Origin of the sequence: Nostoc sp. KVJ3, from assembly GCF_026127265.1 — a bacterium.
Taxonomy (GTDB): Bacteria; Cyanobacteriota; Cyanobacteriia; order Cyanobacteriales; family Nostocaceae; genus Nostoc.
Genome location: NZ_WWFG01000002.1, coordinates 2441610 through 2461322 on the forward strand (window position 1 = coordinate 2441610; position 19713 = coordinate 2461322).

The window sequence follows — 19713 nt, forward strand, 5'->3', positions numbered from 1 at the left end:
AGTAATTGATTATTATTGAAAATAGACTTACTTAAACAGGATCTCACAAAAAAACTTAAATTATTATGAACAGCCAACTTAATTGGCTTACAGCGAGTAAGTTGCTAGCCCTAATTTTCTTGGTACTGGCTAACGGTTTTTTTGTGGCAGCAGAATTTGCCTTGGTAGTTTTACGTCGTAGTCGTGTCGAGCAGTTAGTCGCACAAGAGCATCCTCGTGCAAAGGCTTTACAGCGTGCAGTCAACAACTTGGACTCTTATTTAGCAGCAACTCAACTTGGCGTTACGATGTCTTCTCTGGGCTTAGGTTGGATTGGAGAACCAGCACTAGCTGGACTCGTTGAACCCGCTTTTCACTGGCTACCCAAATCCTTAGCCCTCTTCAGTGCCCATAGCCTATCAGTCATAGTCGCATTCATAATCATTACCTGTCTTCATATTGTCTTAGGAGAATTAGCCCCTAAAAGTCTGGCACTTCAACGTACAGAAGGAACTGCCTTCGCTGTTATTAATCTCTTAGAATTATATTTGGCTATCTTTCGCCCAGCCGTCCAAGGTTTGAATAATGTTGGTAATTTCGTCCTTCAACTTATCGGTTTACAACCAGGAAATGCCGAACAATTATTTCATTCCACTGAAGAATTGAAACTTTTAGTCGCAGCTAGTCATGAAGCGGGTTTGTTAGGTTCAGCCGAACAAGATGTAGTAGAACGAGTGTTTAGTATTGGCGATCGGCGAGTCAGTGCGTTTATGACACCACGCACAGAGATGGAATGGCTTAACATCGATCAGCCGCTTGAAATAATCCGCCATCAAGTTATCAAAAGTATGCATTATTTCTTTCCCGTTGGGCAGGATAGCGTTGATAATTTATTAGGTGTCGTACAAACCAAAGAATTTTTAGCCCAGAATCCAACTCAACCGATTGAATTGCAAACCTTATTAAAACCACTCTTATATGTACCAGAAAGCATGAAGGCTTTAAAACTTTTGGATTTATTTAAGAAATCTGGGACTCACATTGCCTTAATTGTGGATGAGTATGGTGTAACACAAGGTTTGGTTACACTAACTGATATTATAGAAGCGATTGTGGGTGATATACCGTCGAGTGAAGATCTAAATGACCCTGAGATTGTGCAACGTGAGGATGGATCTTGGTTGTTAGATGGATTGTTGCCCATTGATGAGTTTAAAGAAATTCTTGATATCAAAAAGTTGCCACCACTAGCTGGAATAAACTATCAAACTTTAGGCGGTTTTGTTGTGAACCAGCTTGGACATATTCCCTCTAGCGCTGAACATTTTGAGTGGATGGGATTACGTTTTGAAGTAATTGATATGGATGGGAACCGAGTTGATAAAGTGCTGGTTGCCCGTGTAAGCACTCATGCAAAGATTATCTGATTTTTGATTTACTTTAGAAATCATTCTGTTGCATTAACTTAACTGACTGCGAAACTTGTGAACACTAATAGTTAATAAAACAATAGCAAAACCAAGCAATGCTAACACATTCAACCACAGCACATCTAAACCAACTCCTTTGAGTAAAATACCTCTAACAATAGTAATATAATGACGAAGTGGATTAAAGAGAGAGAGAAATTGAAATAAAGGGGGCATGGCTTCAATAGGAGATATTGCCCCAGAAGTTTGGATCATTGGTAAATTTATAAAGAAAGATGTGAGTAATACTTGTTGTTGAGAAACGCAAACAGTTGCCAACATAATACCTAAACTAATTCCCACAAATACATACATACTTGATAAAGCAAGAAATAGTAGGAAACTACCACGAAACGGTAGGCTAAATACGACTGTTCCCAAGGTCAAAGCCATTAGTACATCACCCATAAGTAAGAATGCCAACGGTACAATTTTAGCTAATAAAATTTCCCAGTTAGTAGAGGGAGTCATTAACAATTGCTCTAAAGTTCCCGTATCTTTCTCGCGCACAACGGTTACTGCTGATACTAATGTACCGATTAATGTTAAGACTAAACCCATAACTCCCGGTACGAAGAACCAACTACTTGTGAGTCCAGGATTGTAAAGAAAAACAACTTCGGTTGAGATTGGTGTACTGGCTTGACTCTGTACTAAACCGAGATTATATTGTTGGATAATCTGATTAACATAGTTAGCCGCAATGCCGGCTGTATTTGCATTTACTCCATCGATAAATACTTGAATTTCTGCTGATTTCTTGTCTAATTGGCGAGGAAAATCTGGTGGAATTATTAACCCTATATCTAGCTTGCCTTCTTCTACTTGGCGGCTTAAATCCTTTTCACTGCTTGGAATAGATTCTAAGTTAAAAGTGTGATTGGATGTCATTGCTGAAACTAATTCTCGACTGGCGGAGATATTGGCATAGTCAATTACACCCAGTCGTAAATTATGGACATCTGGGTTAAGTGCAAATCCGTAAAGCAATAATTGTACTGTTGGTGGAACAATTAATAAAACAATCAATTGCCTGTTTCGCAGAATTTGATTAATTTCTTTACGCACTAATGACCAAAATGGACTATCAAATAATTGCCAAATATATTTCATATATGGTTAAGGCTAATGACTATTGGCTAATTTGCATTCGACTTAAAAGCCGACGTGCTACGTTGAAAAATACAAATCCTAAAATGGCAAGCATGAGTAAGTCAAGCCAAACTCCTGTCCATCCTGTACCACGCACAAAAGCATCACGGGTGATATTAATGTAATAACGGGACGGAAAGAAGTTAGGCGTTAGTGAAAGGGGAAAAGGAATATTGCTGAGGGGATAAATAAACCCAGACAGTAATAAAGATGTAATAAAACCGACAAGAGAAATAATTTGCACTGCGGAATTTTGGTTATTGGTGCGTACCCCTATCAGTAAACCAAAGGAAACACTATCGATTAAAAATAGTAGAGTTCCCAGTAATAAAGTAATGGGGTTATTAATTACGCCGACATGAAAAATTATTGATCCTAACCCTATGACTATTAAAGCTTCTGCGATCGCAATTAGTAAGTAAGCTAGTCCTTTACCAAGTAACAATTCTGTCGCACTAATGCTAGAAGCATAAACTTGTAAAATTGTACCTTTTTCTTTTTCACGCACCATTGCGATCGCAGTCAGTAATGAAGGAAAAATCCACAACACTACACCATAAGTACCCGGTACGATGTACAGCGACTCCAATCTACCAGGGTTAAACCACAAGCGGACTCGCGGTGTAATAATACTTGTATCTGGTATTAGTCCTTGGTCTTGCATGAAGAAATTAGTTACTCTTTCAATGCTACCTTTAATTACCCTAGCATTATTAACGTCAGTGGCATCGATTAATACTTGTAACTTTGCATTCCTACCAGCTTGAATATCTCGACTGAATTGAGGAGGAATAACCACTGCTACTTTAGCAATACCCTTGTCAATTGCGTCCCGTACCGGATTTCCGCCTGACCATTGCTTAGGTACAAATTGATTGGTGGCATACAATCGCTCAATATAGCTGCTGCTTAAGTTTGTGCGGTCAAAGTCTTGGACAATTAGGGGAATATCTTTACTTTCTAAACGAATCGCAAACCCAAAAATTAATAGAGTCAAAAATGGCAATAAAAACGCTAAAGCTAAAGTTAAGCGATCGCGCCGAAATTGCGCTATTTCCTTCACACATTGAGAAAAAATTCTTTTCATTGGAGAAATACAAGAATGTGGTCTAGCATAGATGAAAACTGCTGTAATAAGACTTACGCGCTGTACAAATTGTCTATTATGTGAATAAGGATATTTGCCTATCTCAGAGTATTGTCGATTTTAACCGGGTGATGGTGGTTTTACAAATGCGTAGGCGTAGGACGTGTTTTCAAATTGCTCGTTTAGCCTCCTAACTTTTTAGATCCCCCTAAATCCCCCGATAAATTGGGGGACTTTAAGAGACTTTTTGCCCCCCTTTTTAAGGGGGGTTGGGGGGATCTAAGACTTTAAAAACACGCCTTAGCCCGTCGTAGAGATCGCTACGCACTTGTGTTCTGAACCAACAGACTTGTGTTCTAAACCAACAGACTTGTGTTCTGAACCAACAGACTTGTGTTCTAAACCAACGGACTTGTGTTCTAAACCAACGGACTTGTGTTCTAAACCAACAGACTTGTGTTCTGAACCAACAGACTTGTGTTCTGAACCAACAGACTTGTGTTCTGAAGCAATCGTTATGCACATAAAGAGGATGTTTTAAAAGTGGTTGGCTGTAATTTTAGGCACTTGTTGATCCCCCCTAACCCCCCTTAAAAAAGGGGAAGAATCAAAGTCCCCCAATTTATCGGGGGATTTAGGGGAATCTAAAACTTTTTGCTACCGACCAGAGGACTTTTAAAACATCCTCTAATAGCCAATTTATACAGTGCGTAATTCCTAATTAGGGCTTGCTGAAAAAGTCATAAAAAAGCAAGATCAGGATTGGTCAGTTATTCAAGCAAGCCCTAAATATAAGTTTTTGTTGTTTTTGATTGGCTAAACTATAATTTTCAATAATATTAGAGCGAAAAAAAGGTGTTGTTTTCAAAAATAGACATAAAAAAGCACTCTTAAAGCGTGACAGTTGAGTAGAAAGATTCATTACTAAAAAAGTAATAGCAATTGCAGTTTTAGAAGTATGAGACAGTTTCGCCATCACTCTACCCAGGCTAAATCTTCTTTTAGCTTGCCCAAACTTTCCCTCAATAGAATTACGAATTCTTTCATCATAAGACAGCTTGCTTCTTTTTTTCCTTACTTACATTGGCTGGAGGTCTGCCTAAAGGGTTTCCACTAATTCTAATACCTCGTTCTTTACACCAAGCTCGATTCTCTCGTGTCCGGTAAATTTTATCAACATGAACGGATTCTGGATAATAACCAGTGTAGTTTTTAAAGGATTCTACTTGTGCTTTTAAGTCTCCTGATTCATTAAAATTATCCCAACTAATATGGTCTAAAAATACATATCCATTGTAATAACTAGCCGACAATTTTGCCCCAAACTCCACGGCTTTCCCAGCTTTCCCTCGGACAATGGGACGGATATGTGGTTGAGTTAAACTGACGATACGATCATTAATACTCTGTTTTTTATTTTCATATAACCATAGTTGTTGACGATAGACTTCTCCGACTACAAGCAACATCTTATATTGTCTGTTTATTAAATTTTTTAGAGTTGCTCCTGAACTGATTAGCTGGTCAATATGAGATAAGTTTCTTTTAATATATTGAAGCTGTTTTCTTATAGCTTTTCTCCGGTCTTTTTGGGAAACGCGACGTTTTTTAGCTACTTCTAGATAATCTTTTCTTGCTACCTGTCGATATGTTCTAGGTTTTTTATCTAATTGACCCAGTACCTGTTCATAAAGAAAGTCTATAATTTTTTCTGTCTGCCTTCTGGCTTGATTTAGTAGCCCTAAATCTGTTGGATAGCTAATATCACCTGGCGCACAAGTGGCATCTAATATTAATTTCCCCAGATTTTTTAGACCACTTACTTCTTTTTCTGATTCTTCGGTTTTTTTTTCATTGTCAATCGAAGATGTTTTTTCAAGCATCTTCTTCACCATTTTTTGATTAACTTTGTTAACAAAATCAGCACTAATTCTTTCACGAAAATGTACTAACATTGATGCGTCAAAGGGAGTTTCATTACTATAAGATGATATCCCTATAAAATACTGTAGATAAGGGTTCTCTTTGATTTGCTCTACTGTTTCTCTGTCACTTATGCCTAGTTTCTCTTTTATTATTAATGCACCTAACGCCATCCGAAATGACTTTGCTGGTGCCCCCATCTCTGCGGAGAACCCGGAAGAATATTCCGACTCAAATTCTGTCCAGGGTATGAAATTCGCCATAATGACCCAACGATTATCTGATGATAACTTTCCCTCAAATGGAAGTTCAAAATTTTCTGGTGGAATTGGAGTTGATTCTTCTTTTCGGTACATGGTTACATCGGATACACGCTTGTCTCGTCTGACCACAGTCATGCAAGGATTTTGGGCTATTTTACCTTCAAATCTTGCACCGGAATATACTTCTTTGGTCTGATAATCTAGATACTGCAACCTTTTCTTTCTTTTTCAGCAAGCCCTAATTAATTACAAATTACGAATTATTTTAATTTCCTTCCGCACGTTCAACTATGCCAATAAAAGCATCTTCCAAAGAGAAAGGAATCGGACGCAGAGATTCAACAGTCAGGTGTGCGGATTTTAAAAGCTGAGTTATTTGAGGAATTTCTGCTTTTGGGTTATCAAGAACAACGTGTAAACTATTGGCAAAAATAGAGACGCGCCATGAATCAAGACGCTGTTTCAGGATTTTGGAGGCGGCTTGATTTTGGTTAACGATAATTTCTATAAGTTGTCCTGGTTGAGAAGCTTTGATAGAACTAGGTGAACCTTCGGCGGCGATTTCCCCGGCTACCATAAAACTCATGCGGTTACACTGTTCAGCTTCTTCTAAATAATGCGTTGTCACCAAAATCGCTGTACCATTTCGGGCAAAGTCATTAATCAGCTTCCAAAACTGACGACGGGCTAAAGGATCTACCCCGGATGTCGGTTCATCTAGAAATAAAATATCTGGTTCATGCATTACAGAAGCGCCAAAAGCAACTCGCTGCTTCCAACCTCCTGGTAATTGTCCGGTAAGCATTTGTTCTTGTCCCTCTAACCCACAGGTAAAAATTACCCAATCAATTTTCTCGCGCCTAAGTTTGCGGGGTACGCTGTAAATACCGCTATAAAACTCTAGATTTTGGAGAATTGTCAGATCGTCGTAAAGAGTGAATTTCTGACTCATATAACCAATGCGTCGCCGTAAGTCACGGCTACGCAGATTTCCTGTTTCACCACCAAGGGAAACGTCACCGCCACTAGCTGCTAGTAATCCACACAGCATTTTGATAGTAGTCGTTTTTCCGGCTCCATTTGCACCTAAAAGCCCGAATATTTCGCCATAGCGGACTTCGACATTGACGTTTTTGACTGCTTGGAAGTTACCAAATACACGGTTGAGATTGTGGGCGTAAATAGCGATTTGATCGGGAGAATTTTGAGGTTTTAATTGTTCTCTATTTCCGCCACGAGAACGAGGAAAGGACAAAAATTCTGGCGCTGAACCCTGTTGTCGCAGACGGGTGACGAAGACGTTTTCTAGAGTGGGTTCGCCACGTTCAATATTGGGGTGATGCTGTTGTAGTAGTTGATTTACCTGGGTTTCACCAAGAGTCACATCTTGAACGAGAACATCCAAGCGATCGCCAAATGTCTGCACATCGACTATATTTGTCTGCACATTCTGCAAGAGAAGTTTCTCGGCTATCTCTAGATTTGCGGTTCTGACTTCTAAGCGATGTAAGCCTAAATTGGCGCGTAATGCAGCTGGTGTACCAATTTCGTGAATTTGACCGCTATACATCAGTGCGACGCGATCACAGCGTTCAGCTTCATCTAGATAGGGTGTGGCGACAACAATTGTCATCCCGTCGGCAGAAAGTTCTGCTAATACATCCCAAAATTCGCGGCGGGAAACTGGATCGACCCCTGTGGTAGGTTCATCTAATAACAGCACTTCCGGTTGGGAAACTAAGGCACAACACAGCGCCAGCTTTTGTTTCATCCCACCGGAAAGTTGACCCGCCAAGCGATCGCCAAACTGTTCCAAACTCATTAATTTTAAGTATTTTTGGCGGCGTTCCTGCAATAAATCATCGCTAACTTGGCGCAATCCCGCTGCATAACGCAAGTTTTCATCAATGCTGAGATCCAAATACAAAGAAAACTGTTGTGTGAGATACCCCGTTTTCAAACGTGCGTCCCTTGCAAGCTGACCAAATATTTCCACTTCTCCCGCCGTTGCTTCCATCACCCCACCTAAGATGTGAAAGGTAGTCGTTTTACCTGCACCATCAGGGCCAATTAACCCAAACATCTCACCCTGATTGACAGTAAAATCAATTCCCCGAACAGCGACTATTTGTCCATAATGTTTATGTAAATTACTAACTTTAATCGTAGTGGTTGAGTCACTAAATAATTGCAGTGGGTTGGGAGTTGATAATTTCATTTGCTCACCTCTTTACCCTGCAACGCAATTTCTGCATCTGCTGGCATTCCAATTTTGGCACAGGGGAAATCTGAACCAGAGTAGGGATTTTCTGGGTGAAAGCAGCCAGGAGGGTTTTCTAGCTGAATCCGCACGCCTACTACTTGTCTCACCCGATCTTTTTGGAAGTAGATATTTTCCGGGGTAAAAGAGGCTTGAGGATCGACAGCAATAACTGTCCCTATGAGAGGTTTTTCCAGCGCAGAATCAAGAAAGATTTTGGTTGTTTGTCCTAAACGCACTTTCCCAATATCGCCTTCGGGAATAAAACCTCGCAAATATACTGTCTTGGGGTCAACTACTGTCAAAATCTTGGTTTGACTGCTGACTACAGTACCTATTTCTGCACTGCGGGCAGTTACTACCCCATCTAAAGGACTAACAACATTTAAATCTTTTTTCGAGTCTTCTATTTGGGTAAGAATTTGCTGTTTTGATGCTAAGGCATCTTTTACTTTGGCGTGAGCAGATTTTACCTTTGCTTGGGCAGATTTCAGTTGAGCAAAACTCTGTTCTTTTTTTCTGTTTAACGCTTCTATTTGGGCATTGCGAATCCCCGGATTGAAACTTGTAGTTTTAGCTTGGGTGAATGCCCCAACAACAGCGCGTAATTGTTCCTGTCCAGCATTTACTGCTGCTTTTCGTGCTTCTAATGTAGCTACTGCTGTGTCAAAGGTGGTCTGGGCTTGGTCAAATTGTTGTTGATTAATAGCCCCTTCTGTTACCAGTTTGGCATAGCGATCGCGATTAATTTTCGCTAATTTTACTTCTGCCTGTGCTTGCTTTGTTTGTGCTTGCGCTTGTAATAATTGTGCCTTGGCTCCCGCTACGTTAGATAGTGCCTGTTGAACTCTTCCTTCCGTATCTCCTTGAGATTGGTGAAAATTAAGTTTTGCTTCACTGATTTGGCTATCAATTTGTTCTATTCCACTTTCCACTTGAGTCGCATCGGAAATTGCTTGCTGTTCATCAGATTCAGCAGATGCAACCCTAGCCTCAGCGCCCCGCAGTTGTTCTTGTAGCAGTTGGTCGTTACTGTCATCCAACTTGATTAATTCTTGCCCCTTCTTGACCGCAGCCCCTTCCCGGACTGCAATTGATACAATTCTGCCCGAACGCTTCACCCCAATTTCAGTTTCGTAACCCTCAATCCTTCCACTTACCCTCAGTATATTTGCTGCTCCTTGTTGTTGACTATGCCACAGCAAATAACCAATACCACCTGCTATAAATAGTAACCCTAACAACAAAAAAATCGGTTTCTTCCGTTCCTGCTTAGATTTTGGTACTGGAACATTTATAATCCCTTCTGGAGTCGAGGCAGTCTGAGACATGACACTACCCTATATTTTTATCGTTAAATACTTACTGGGAATATCATACTAGACTGTATGGTATGATTTTCCAGAGATATGCAAAAAAATTTACGTCAAATATGCCCAAAACTTCTGGTTCCCAGCCTGAAACTTTATCTCGTTTGAGAGCCATCACTCAAAAACAGGAGCAAATTTTGCAAGGAGCCATGCAGGTATTCTTGAGGGATGGTTACGCTGGCACTAGTATGGATCGGGTAAGCGCAGAAGCTGGAGTATCTAAGCAGACTATATACAGTCACTTTCAAGATAAAGAAGGATTATTTAAGGCGTTGATCGAAAGGGTGACAATTGCTAGTTTTCGGGGGATTTTTTGTGCAGAAGATTTGCATGGTGAACCAGCAATTCTGTTACGCGAAATTGCTGAAACCTATCTGACAAAAGTTGCCGACAATCCTGAATACTTAGCACTGTTTCGCTTGATTATCACCGAGTCGCAACGCTTTCCAGAATTGGCAAAATTATATACTCAAACTGTGATTCAACGTGGACGGCAATTACTGAGTCAGTATTTTGCTTCTCACCCAGAATTAGGCATTATTGACCCAGAAGCCACAGCACAAATCTTTTTTGGTTCACTGGTATCCTATGTGATGGTGCAGGAAATGCTATATGGTAAAGAAATGATGTCATTGTCACGCGATCGCATTTTAGATAGTTTGATGAGTTTCGTACTCGCCCATACAAGCAAGTAAACTATCCCCACTGAAACGGACTCCGTTCAATGGGGGGTGTTTAGTATCAAGTTGCTTGCTGAAAAGCTTTAGCAATAGCATTGCGAGCAAGTTTCGGTTGCAAGTTCTGATTGTAGGGAAGCGGACGCAGAAATTGCTGACGACTTCGATCGGCTTTAAATTTTTCTGGCATATAGTTGAAATTACGTATCCAACTATAGCGATCGCTAATCCCCCATGTAATTACAGTATCAACATTAGCCGCAAAACATAGATCGAGATATCGCGTGTAACTGTCAGCTACCATCCGGTCTAACTCTTGGATAGTGCTGGGTAAGGGGAAATCAATGATAATATCTAATTCTGTAATTACTGGTTTCACTTGAAGATCGTTAAGTCTTTTTAAGACAGAACTAAATCCTTTAGCATCGAAAGGGTATGCAGTAGAAAACCATAGATGCGATTCCAGACCTGCACCGTCGATTTTAGCTCCATGATTCTTCAAATATTCGATCAATGCTAACCATCGATCCGATCTCCATGAAGCGCCTTCCACACTGGTATCGTTTAGGTAAAATAGCTTATTACTATCAACCGAAGCCGCAAATTGAAACAATTCCAGAATATATTCCGGTGTTAATCCTGGAAGTAAACCATAAATAGTATCATTGGTTTGACTTGAATTAACAGCGATAATTTCATTAGCAATATCCCAAGACTTTAAAACGGGGCTATTTTTATAATGTCCCATGACTCCAGCAACATGGTTTTGGAGTTGTTGCCTTGTGGGGGGGAAAGAAACCCAATTAGGTAATGCCTGATTCCAAAGAAGAGTATGACCGTGCAATTCTATATTATGTTTTTGGCAGAAATCAGCAATTATATCTGCTGATTTAAAGGTAAATATTCCTGGCGATGGTTCGGTAGCGTTCCATTTCAATTCACCATTCGGTGTCGCAATCGAACATTCACGAGCAAGTAGGGCCGCATAACCCGCATCTTTTTGCAAAGCAACACTATCAATTGCTGCACCATAAAGTTTTCCTTTGCTAGCAGCTAATTGGCGAAGAGGAGAATTTACATCTGTACTTGTATAACTGGCCATAGCAGCATTTGTACTATGGCCTTCTTTTTGATTATTCTTTTCTAAAACCCCCATAGTCAACAAGGCAGAAAGGGTTGTGTATCCTGCATTTTTTAAAAATTTTCTCCGAGCAAGCATAAATTTTTGTCCATTTTCTCAACGGTTTACTGTCGAATATGTAACGCCTGGAGTGGCTGCAAACTATTCTTCTGTTAGCCTGAAAGTCGCAAATCATGAATTATCTTCCCCTACTACGGCTATTTGATGTCCGAGGGGTTTCAATACTTATTGGTTAATAAGGGGAAAGAAAAACCTTTGCCCCTAACCCAATTCTGAGTTTAAAATGCACAAAGTGAATGGTATTGCAAGGGGCTTTTAATAGCAATTTAACCATGCAAAATCTGAGCTTCCCTCAGTGAATACTCGCAATTTGTGTTTTTTTGATAAAAATTTATTTATGTGATGTTGAAATTTATTTTATAAGATACTGCCGCGATCGCACCCACACAATCTGTCGAGTGTATTCCAGTGCGTTGGAGGAGTCGGTGCAGAAAAGTATTATCACTGATGCTTATTGACATAATTATATCTAGCATTGAAGATGCACATATCTATATTCAAGGCTAGTACAACATTTCGTAAATAAACCACCCATTCCAAATCAACTAAACGCTTACGCTGTATACCTACTTTAATTTTGAATTCACGGTGGTACTAAGGAATAAGAATTAAATAATACCAATTTAATGTGAAGTTGCACATATCTTGATCCCCCTAAATCCCCCTTAAAAAGGGGGAATTTGATAGATGTTTTTCCGGTTCCCCCCTTTTTAAGGGGGCTAGGGGGGATCGAATTCTATGCAGCTTCATAAAAAATTGGTATAACATACAATTTATGTCCCTAGTTTACCTCACCATCAATCCCTCTCCTTATAAAGGATCGTGAGACAGGATGAGGTTTTGCATCTTATTTAATCCACGTTCCTAAATATTTATGCTGTTATGCTCTTTAAATAGATTTACAAATGCAAATTAATTATTGATGTACTTTTTAATAAGTGTAATTTTGGCGAGGAAAATCCCTAGTTAAGTTCTTTAAAAGACTTCTATTCTTCTTATTGTTCCAATTGCCAAGAGCATAATGCTTAAAAACTATACTATGCCAGCAATAGTTTTCTGAGATTTAATTATTGATAAGCGAAGGAAGTAGCACAAAGGTTTTTTAACAGTTAAATTTGACACCGATAACAATGACTAATTTGCTCGATTTCAATACTTCTAAACAGTTCATTCAAAGCAACAACCCTTTCCCTTTGGATGCACCCAATACTGTATGGATGCTAAAAGATGGAGCAATGGCAGTGTTTGCGATCGCAACTATCAATGGCATTCCCCAAGGAGCGCGACGCTATCTTTTCGATGTTGCTTCAGGAGATGTGCTATTCGGTATCGTAACTGCATTGGAAGGTCAGTCTTATCAATTAATTGCTATTGCTTACGAAGAGACCGGCCTACTACCAATTGAGATGAGAGATTGGGTAGAGCAAGTAATTTCACAGCGCAATGGCACAAGGGAGTTGTTTTTTCAGCAGTTGCAACAGTGGAATGATCGCTTGGCTGGAATTTTTCAAGAGGTGGATATTTCCCTCAATGGTATTAATTTAGAAGGAATAGATACTTTAGAGTTGGTCAGTGAACACCTCGATCAATTCCATGCTGACTTGTTACTTTGTCTACATCAACTCGACCAGAAAGAGACTCTAACACGCTCTGAGCAGTTTCGTTCGCGCCAACGATTGAATCAAGAAGCGAGCGATCGCGCTGTCAACAATCTCACAGCTATTTTTCGCCGTAAAGAAGCAGAATTTTTTCAAGAAGGAACAGCTTTATTAATTGCAGCAGGGGCGGTTGGTAGAGCGATGGGAATTGATATTCGTCCCCCAGGTAGGTCAGAAGACCCCAAGCGTGTTAAAGACCCCCTAGAGGCGATTGCCCGCGCATCTCGGATTCGGACTCGTCGAGTTATTTTGCGGGGTGCTTGGTGGGAGTTTGACTCTGGCGCGATTTTGGCATACACGGCGCAGGATGAACGGCCTCTAGCTTTGCTTCCCGGCAGTGGCAATCGTTACGAAATCTTCGATCCCGAACAAATGCGGCGCATTCCGCTCACTGCAAATACGGCTCAGTTGATTTCGCCTGTTGCCTATGTTTTCTATCGGCCATTCCCGGAAAAAGTCCTCAAATCCGTAGAAATTTTCAAGTTTGCTACGAAGGGGATACTGCGGGATGGAGCAACAGTTTTAATTCTGGGTGCTGTTATTGCCATATTGGGGATGCTAGTTCCCCAGGCGACGGGGATTTTAATTGATAATGCCATTCCCAGTGCAGATCGCGGATTAATTTTTCAAATAGCTTTGGGGTTAGTCGCCGTAAATTTTGGTAGCACTTTATTAGATTTGGTGCAAAATGTCGCTACTACTCGCGCTCAAGCTCTTGCTGAAGTTCAAACTCAGGCGGCAACTTGGGATCGGCTGCTGAAATTACCCCCACCTTTCTTTCGTAAGTATACCATCGGTGACTTGCAAGCTCGGGTTTCTGGTATCACCCACCTGAACGAAATTTTGACTGGCACTGTCATGAGGTCACTATTCGACAGCTTGTTTTCCCTGTTGAATTTGGGTTTACTCCTTTCTTACAATGCCCAATTGGCCTTGGTAGCCATTGCTGTAGCGGCAGTCAATATCGCTATTACCTTCTTTTCTTTCTTTGTTTCCCGCCAAAAAATGATTCCTATGCAAGAAATCACCGGAGAAATATCCGGGTTAACTGTGCAGTTAATTGGGGGAGTCACAAAGTTACGAGTTTCCGGTTCAGAAGAAAGGGCTTTTGCCTATTGGTCGAAAAAGTTTGGACAACAACTCAATTTAATGCTGAGTACAGAAGCAATTGAAGATTCTGTAACGCTTTTGAATATGATTTTACCAACTGTTAGTTCCATAGCGGTTTATGCTCTGGCAATAACCCTAATTGTTCAAGCCCAATCCCAAGGACAGACAGGATTTTCTACAGGAACTTTCTTGGCGTTTAATGCCGCTTTCGGGACTTTTGTTGGTGGTGTCACGGGTTTGAGTGGCACGATTATTAAATTGATGGAAGTGAATATTATTTGGGAGCGAGTTAAGCCAATTCTGGAAGCCAAACCGGAAGTTGACGATGATAAAACTGATCCAGGGCGCTTGATGGGTGGAATTAAACTGGATCGGGTTAGTTTTCGTTATGGGGAAGATCGACCATTGACCCTGGATAAAGTGACAATTGAAGCTAAGGCGGGAGAATTTATTGCTTTAGTTGGGCCATCAGGAAGCGGTAAATCAACAACCATACGGTTAATGTTAGGTTTTGAGCAACCAGAAGAAGGAACAATTTATTATGATGGTCAGGATTTATCGGGGTTAGATATTTGGGCAGTCCGGCGACAATTAGGTGTGGTTTTACAGAATGGTCGGATTAATAGTGCTTCGATTTTTGAGAATATTTGTAGTGGTGCATTAGTGACAATGGATGAAGCTTGGGAAGCAGCAAGAATGGCAGGATTTGCCCAAGATATCGAACAAATGCCGATGGGAATGCACACGGTAATTTCGGAAGGAGGAACTAATCTTTCGGGAGGACAACGCCAGAGGTTGTTAATTTCTCGTTCTTTGGTTTTGAAACCGAGAATTCTGATTTTTGATGAAGCGACGAGTGCGTTGGATAATCGCACCCAAGCAATTGTCAGTGAAAGTTTGGAACAGTTAAAGGTAACAAGAATTGTTATTGCTCACCGCTTGAGTACGATTCGCAATGCTGACCGCATTTATGTAATTGTTGCGGGGGAAGTTAAGCAGGTAGGAAATTTTGAGGAATTGATGTCTCAACCGGGAATGTTTGCTGATTTGATGGCGCGACAGGTGGCTTGAATGAGAAGCATACAGCTTATTCGTCACCCAATAGGGCAAATTTTTCTTCAGATGGATACTCTACAACATAGAACAAATATTTTTGACTCGAACTGTCAGAACTAATGAGTAAATACGCATGGATTCGTCAGCAAAGTTCGGAAGATTGCGCCGCCGCCAGTTTAGCCATCGTTTTAAAACATTACGGCAAAAATATTCCCATTAACCGAGTGCGGGAAGCTATTGGCACCCAAATGAGTGGCACTAATTTACTAGGTTTAAAGCGTGGTGCAGAAAGCTTAGGATTTATCGCTAAAGGGTTTCAAGCACAAACGGAATGGCTCGAAAATTTAGATAATGCAACTCTGCCGACAATTTTGTATTGGCAGGGTTATCATTTTGTTGTATTGCTGGCTAAAGAAGGGGAAAAATTTGTTCTGTCAGATCCTGGTATAGGCATTCGCTATGTCGATCACACTGAGTTATTGGAAAGCTGGCAAGGAAATTTAGCTTTATTATTAAAACCCCATCCTTTCAAGTTTCCACTAATTCAAAATAACCACCAAAAGCTTTGGACAAATTGGCGCAAACGTTTATTTCCTCTGCGTTGGTATTTTCTGGGACTGTTGTTACTAAATGTACTATTTAGTGGAACGTTAGTAGCTGTACCTATCTTGCAGCAAATACTCATTGATTACCTCTGGCAATCTTCAATTTTATTGCCATCTTTAATGATGATTTTCATCAGTTTAGGAGGTGTTGTTTTATTTAATTTTGGACTAAATTTTGCCCATGCAAACTTAGTAACTTTCTTAATAAAGAGTTTAGAAACAAGTTTAAGAACGGATTTTGGTGAGCAATTACTCCAGTTGCCATTGCCTTATTTTGAAACTCGTAGTTATGGCACTATTCAACTACGATTAAGTGATATTGCAGCCATTAGCCAACTGTTCGATCTGCTGTTGGTAAATTTGCCAACACGGACATTTTGTGGTTTGCTAGGATTAACAGTATTATACTTATATCATCCTGTTTTATCGTTAAATATTGCAGCGATCGCTATTTTACTCAGTGCTATCTTTAGCCTTGTCTATCCTCGCATTCAGCAAGCTAATTATCGAATATGGTTAACTTCTGGGCAAAACTTCTTTCTGCTTTCCCAAATATTTGTCAACGCGCTGACGATTAAAACAACCGCTAGTGCCTCTTTTTTAAAGCAAGAATTGCTCTTGAAACAAGAGGAGGAAATCACCGCCAATGTTCAAAATAGCAGAATTAATAATTTAATTAACAGCCTACTCTCTCTGCTTTCAGAACTCGGAAAAATAACGATATTAGCAGTGACTTGTTGGTTATTTCTCCAGCAAAAACTCACACTTGGAACTTTTGTTGCTGTAGTTTTTCTGGCAAATTTGGTTATAGAAGCTGGGAATGCTTGGCTCAAATTTATTCTGGAGTTTACGAAAATAAAAACACAAATTCAAGAATTAGAAGAATTGTTTCACGTTCATCCCGAAACCTCAGAAAATAATCCAAATAATTGGCTTGAACTTTCTCCCCAGCAAGATATTGTTTGTAAACAACTGAACTTTCAATATCCTGGCAGATTACCTTTACTCAAAGATTTTTCTGCAACTCTTCCCGGTGGACAAATAATAGCAATTATTGGACATTCTGGTTGTGGTAAAAGTACGTTAGTCAAGCTGTTGACTCGTCTCTACACTTTACAAAAAGGTGATATCTTTTTTGGAACTGATAACCTGCAAGATTTGCCCCTAGAATGCCTACGCCGTCAAATTGTTTTAGTGAGTCAAGAATCCCGCTTTCTCACCCGTTCTATTGCCGATAACTTGCGGTTGGGAGTTCCCGATGCCACGATGGAAGAATTAGTAGCTGCTTGCGAAATTGCGGCGGCTGGAGAATTTATTAATTTATTCCCAGAACGTTATGACACAATTTTAGGTGACTTTAGCGCCAACCTTTCAGATGGGCAAAAACAACGGATTGGGTTAGCAAGGGCTGTTTTAATGAATCCTCCAGTTCTGATTTTAGATGAAGCAACTGCTAACCTTGATCCACCTACAGAAGCCCGTGTTTTAGATGCTTTACTAGCACAGCGTCAAGGTAAAACGACAATTTTAGTCAGCCACCGACCGAGAGTAATTGCTAGAGCAAATTGGATTATTTTAATTGAGCATGGAGAGACAAAATTTAAAGGTACTATATCTGATTTTCGTAACTTAGCAGGCGCACATTTAGAATTTCTTAATCCTTGATCAGCTAATGTAAAATAAATTATCAATGTTGGATTTTCTTTCTCTATGATTTTTATATACTATAAATTGAAGTGCGAAATGTGGGCTTTAAGCAGACTTTTCTAAGCAGACTTTTCAGGGAGTCCGTTAATTCAATTGACACTTTTAGATACCCAAAAGCTCGAACTATACATAATTCAATTTAGTATAAAAAAGGAAATCAGGGCTAACGACGTTAGTCCTGATTCCACACTCTCTACAATGATTGGGAATTTTATTTTTGGAAGTCTCTAGTAAGTACCAGTTATCGAAAAAAGCTGTTTAACAGGCAGTTGTGGAGCAGTTTATCCTGGCGAATCAAGGGTTTGATGGGCTGGCAAGAACGGTTGGTTTCAAAAATCCTACCCGCGCTGTGTTATGATTCTGGGACGACATTGGGACTACCCCTGTAGTAATTATTATCTCATTTTAAACATCCCTCCTGCCACCAACTCCAATGCCTCATCAGATAGTTCCCCTTCCACACCCATCGCTGCGGCTTTCTCCATGATTTCTAAATATTGATCTACGGCTTCTTGGGGTGTAAACTCGTAGCCATATTTCATTCCTACTTCTGCAACAGAGTGAGCAGCATCCATCATCATTGACTCATCTTCTTTGCCTTCTATAGCTTTGAGGAAGTCCTGTTGCAAAGCAATATCAGTATTAACTTTGGCGAAAAATTCTGCACAAGATTGTTTACTCATTTGATTTTTCCTTTTAGACAAATAATTGTTTTCATGATCCAAGAATATCGTGAGACATTGTCCAGAGTAATCAGTATTTACTCTTAATCAATGATGAAAATTCTGATTTAATTAGGATTTCTGTACAAATAACCTGAACAATTTTTATGTGAAAGCTAAATTTAGCAAGCTATTCCAAATAAAATTTTGTACAACTTAATTTTTACATAATGCCTTAGTGGGACTTAGAGGTTGTTTGAAAAGTATTTAGCTGTGGCTTTAGGCACTTGTTGATCCCCCCTAACCCCCCTTAAAAAGGGGGGAACTGGAATCAAAGTCCCCCAATTTATCGGGGGATTTAGGGGGATCTAAAACGTTTTGCTACTAAGAAAAGGACTTTTCGAATATCCTCTTAGACAACAAACACCAAAAAAATGCCTCATATCTATATACAGAGAAATTTTAACTTTTTTTTATTTGGTTTGTAGATATATCTTAGTTTGAGCTATTTTCGGATATTGACTATATTTTCATTGCCTACAAGAGTTTGAGGTTTGTTTATTCTTCAAAAGTCCTTAGTAAATTAGCAGTATTTTCACTGAATTATTTCATAAATATTGATAGTATAGTATTTATGTAATACAAAATCTAGCAGTGGCGATATAGATATCAATGTATGACTAATTTGAGAATTTTGGTGGCAAGCGCATTCTCAGAAAAAATATTGTCAGCCATGAAAAAATACGATGATGAAATTATAGTTTGGGATTTAGCCAAAGGAAAAATTACGGTTGATTTTTTGAGAGTTGAGAAAATAAATTTTATAATTTCTTTTGGATACAATTACATTTTTCCCCCTTCAGTAATTGAATATTGCCCAATTATCAATTTACATGCAAGCTACTTACCTTGGAATCGAGGCCCAGTCCCTAATTTCTGGAGTTGGTTAACCGATAGTCCTAAAGGTGTAACTATGCACTATATTGATGCTGGCATTGATACAGGAGATATCATAGCCCAGAAAAAACTTGATTTGTTACACGATGGGATGACGCTTAATCAAACCTATTGGGCAACTATAGAGGCACTTGTGGAAGTGTTCACAGAAACTTGGCCTTTAATTAGAGAGGGTAAAAATCAAAGATATCCTCAAATAGGTCAAGGAAGCTGCCACACTCTGAAAGATATTATTCCCTTCCAAGATGTTTTGAAAAATAGCTCAGAGGATACACCGATTCGAGAACTACGTGAAGCGATTCAATCAAAGTTAGATAGTACCAAAAAAGCCGAAGCTATTTCGCAGGGGGATTTCTGGATGCGTCTCTCTCAGCAGCGATCGCGCAAACAGGTTAAAAATTGACATCATCCCCTACTAACGGAAGCGATATAGCAGGGGTCTTCCCAGCAATTTAGATAAGCAGCTAGTAGTCTGTCAAATTCATTTTGACGGTTAGAGAGACGCGATAAATCGCCGTCTCTACAGCGAATTTATCCATCAATTATTTATTGACAGACTACTACTCATACCCTGGTA

13 protein-coding genes are annotated in these 19713 nt (G+C 39.7%); 5 read left to right on the forward strand and 8 right to left on the reverse strand.

Annotated elements, in window-relative coordinates:
- Nucleotides 1–65 precede the first annotated feature (65 nt).
- On the forward strand, nt 66–1406 hold the full coding sequence (locus GTQ43_RS26420; protein ID WP_265275653.1) for a hemolysin family protein: 1341 nt from the start codon (nt 66–68) through the stop codon (nt 1404–1406).
- 33 nt (nt 1407–1439) lie between these two features.
- On the opposite strand, the gene GTQ43_RS26425 is transcribed toward GTQ43_RS26420, so the two are convergent.
- From GTQ43_RS26425 to GTQ43_RS26450, 6 genes are all read right to left on the reverse strand, one after another.
- Entirely contained in the window at nt 1440–2561 is a 1122-nt protein-coding gene (locus GTQ43_RS26425) for an ABC transporter permease (protein WP_265275654.1), read from the reverse strand.
- A 19-nt stretch (nt 2562–2580) separates the two neighbouring features.
- Nucleotides 2581–3687: an ABC transporter permease gene (locus tag GTQ43_RS26430; RefSeq protein ID WP_265275655.1), complete on the reverse strand. Its 1107-nt coding sequence runs from the start codon at nt 3685–3687 to the stop codon at nt 2581–2583.
- Nucleotides 3688–3987: 300 nt separating this feature from the next.
- Nucleotides 3988–4212, reverse strand: coding sequence for a hypothetical protein (locus tag GTQ43_RS26435; RefSeq protein ID WP_265275656.1), 225 nt, complete (start codon nt 4210–4212; stop codon nt 3988–3990).
- 241 nt (nt 4213–4453) lie between these two features.
- A protein-coding gene (locus GTQ43_RS26440; RefSeq protein ID WP_414859156.1) for an IS5 family transposase occupies nt 4454–5966 on the reverse strand; the annotation gives its coding sequence in 2 pieces (ribosomal slippage) (nt 4454–4738 and nt 4740–5966; 1512 coding nt in all).
- 172 nt (nt 5967–6138) lie between these two features.
- On the reverse strand, nt 6139–8091 hold the full coding sequence (locus tag GTQ43_RS26445; protein ID WP_265275657.1) for an ATP-binding cassette domain-containing protein: 1953 nt from the start codon (nt 8089–8091) through the stop codon (nt 6139–6141).
- The gene (locus tag GTQ43_RS26450) at nt 8088–9464 is read right to left on the reverse strand and encodes an HlyD family secretion protein (protein WP_265275658.1); all 1377 of its coding nucleotides are present in this window, start codon (nt 9462–9464) and stop codon (nt 8088–8090) included. Before GTQ43_RS26450 ends, GTQ43_RS26445 begins: the two co-directional genes overlap by 4 nt.
- A 101-nt stretch (nt 9465–9565) precedes the next feature.
- Here GTQ43_RS26450 and GTQ43_RS26455 point away from each other — a divergent pair, with 101 nt between their 5' ends.
- Complete coding sequence (locus GTQ43_RS26455) at nt 9566–10198, forward strand: TetR/AcrR family transcriptional regulator (protein WP_265275659.1); 633 nt, start codon at nt 9566–9568, stop codon at nt 10196–10198.
- 46 nt (nt 10199–10244) lie between these two features.
- Here GTQ43_RS26455 and GTQ43_RS26460 read toward each other — a convergent pair whose 3' ends face one another.
- Nucleotides 10245–11399 (reverse strand): endo-1,4-beta-xylanase, encoded by a 1155-nt coding sequence (locus tag GTQ43_RS26460; protein WP_265275660.1) that lies wholly within the window; start codon nt 11397–11399, stop codon nt 10245–10247.
- A 1112-nt stretch (nt 11400–12511) separates the two neighbouring features.
- On the opposite strand from GTQ43_RS26460, the gene GTQ43_RS26465 reads away from it, so the two are divergent.
- Nucleotides 12512–15220, forward strand: a complete 2709-nt coding sequence (locus tag GTQ43_RS26465) for an NHLP bacteriocin export ABC transporter permease/ATPase subunit (RefSeq protein WP_265275661.1) — start codon at nt 12512–12514, stop codon at nt 15218–15220.
- A 104-nt stretch (nt 15221–15324) separates the two neighbouring features.
- On the forward strand, nt 15325–17475 hold the full coding sequence (locus tag GTQ43_RS26470; protein WP_265275662.1) for a peptidase domain-containing ABC transporter: 2151 nt from the start codon (nt 15325–15327) through the stop codon (nt 17473–17475).
- A gap of 437 nt (nt 17476–17912) precedes the next feature.
- On the opposite strand, the gene GTQ43_RS26475 is transcribed toward GTQ43_RS26470, so the two are convergent.
- Nucleotides 17913–18200, reverse strand: coding sequence for a Nif11 family protein (locus GTQ43_RS26475; RefSeq protein ID WP_265275663.1), 288 nt, complete (start codon nt 18198–18200; stop codon nt 17913–17915).
- A 655-nt stretch (nt 18201–18855) separates the two neighbouring features.
- On the opposite strand from GTQ43_RS26475, the gene GTQ43_RS26480 reads away from it, so the two are divergent.
- Nucleotides 18856–19539 (forward strand): formyltransferase family protein, encoded by a 684-nt coding sequence (locus GTQ43_RS26480; RefSeq protein WP_265275664.1) that lies wholly within the window; start codon nt 18856–18858, stop codon nt 19537–19539.
- The last annotated feature ends 174 nt before the right edge of the window (nt 19540–19713 follow it).

Bases quoted from the DNA above. Each gene is read 5' to 3' on its own strand.
- GTQ43_RS26420 (WP_265275653.1), top strand. From the start codon at position 66: ATGAACAGCCAACTTAATTGGCTTACAGCGAGTAAGTTGCTAGCCCTA.
- GTQ43_RS26425 (WP_265275654.1), bottom strand. From the start codon at position 2,561: ATGAAATATATTTGGCAATTATTTGATAGTCCATTTTGGTCATTAGTG.
- GTQ43_RS26430 (WP_265275655.1), bottom strand. From the start codon at position 3,687: ATGAAAAGAATTTTTTCTCAATGTGTGAAGGAAATAGCGCAATTTCGG.
- GTQ43_RS26435 (WP_265275656.1), bottom strand. From the start codon at position 4,212: ATGTGCATAACGATTGCTTCAGAACACAAGTCTGTTGGTTCAGAACAC.
- GTQ43_RS26445 (WP_265275657.1), bottom strand. From the start codon at position 8,091: ATGAAATTATCAACTCCCAACCCACTGCAATTATTTAGTGACTCAACC.
- GTQ43_RS26450 (WP_265275658.1), bottom strand. From the start codon at position 9,464: ATGTCTCAGACTGCCTCGACTCCAGAAGGGATTATAAATGTTCCAGTA.
- GTQ43_RS26455 (WP_265275659.1), top strand. From the start codon at position 9,566: ATGCCCAAAACTTCTGGTTCCCAGCCTGAAACTTTATCTCGTTTGAGA.
- GTQ43_RS26460 (WP_265275660.1), bottom strand. From the start codon at position 11,399: ATGCTTGCTCGGAGAAAATTTTTAAAAAATGCAGGATACACAACCCTT.
- GTQ43_RS26465 (WP_265275661.1), top strand. From the start codon at position 12,512: ATGACTAATTTGCTCGATTTCAATACTTCTAAACAGTTCATTCAAAGC.
- GTQ43_RS26470 (WP_265275662.1), top strand. From the start codon at position 15,325: ATGAGTAAATACGCATGGATTCGTCAGCAAAGTTCGGAAGATTGCGCC.
- GTQ43_RS26475 (WP_265275663.1), bottom strand. From the start codon at position 18,200: ATGAGTAAACAATCTTGTGCAGAATTTTTCGCCAAAGTTAATACTGAT.
- GTQ43_RS26480 (WP_265275664.1), top strand. From the start codon at position 18,856: ATGACTAATTTGAGAATTTTGGTGGCAAGCGCATTCTCAGAAAAAATA.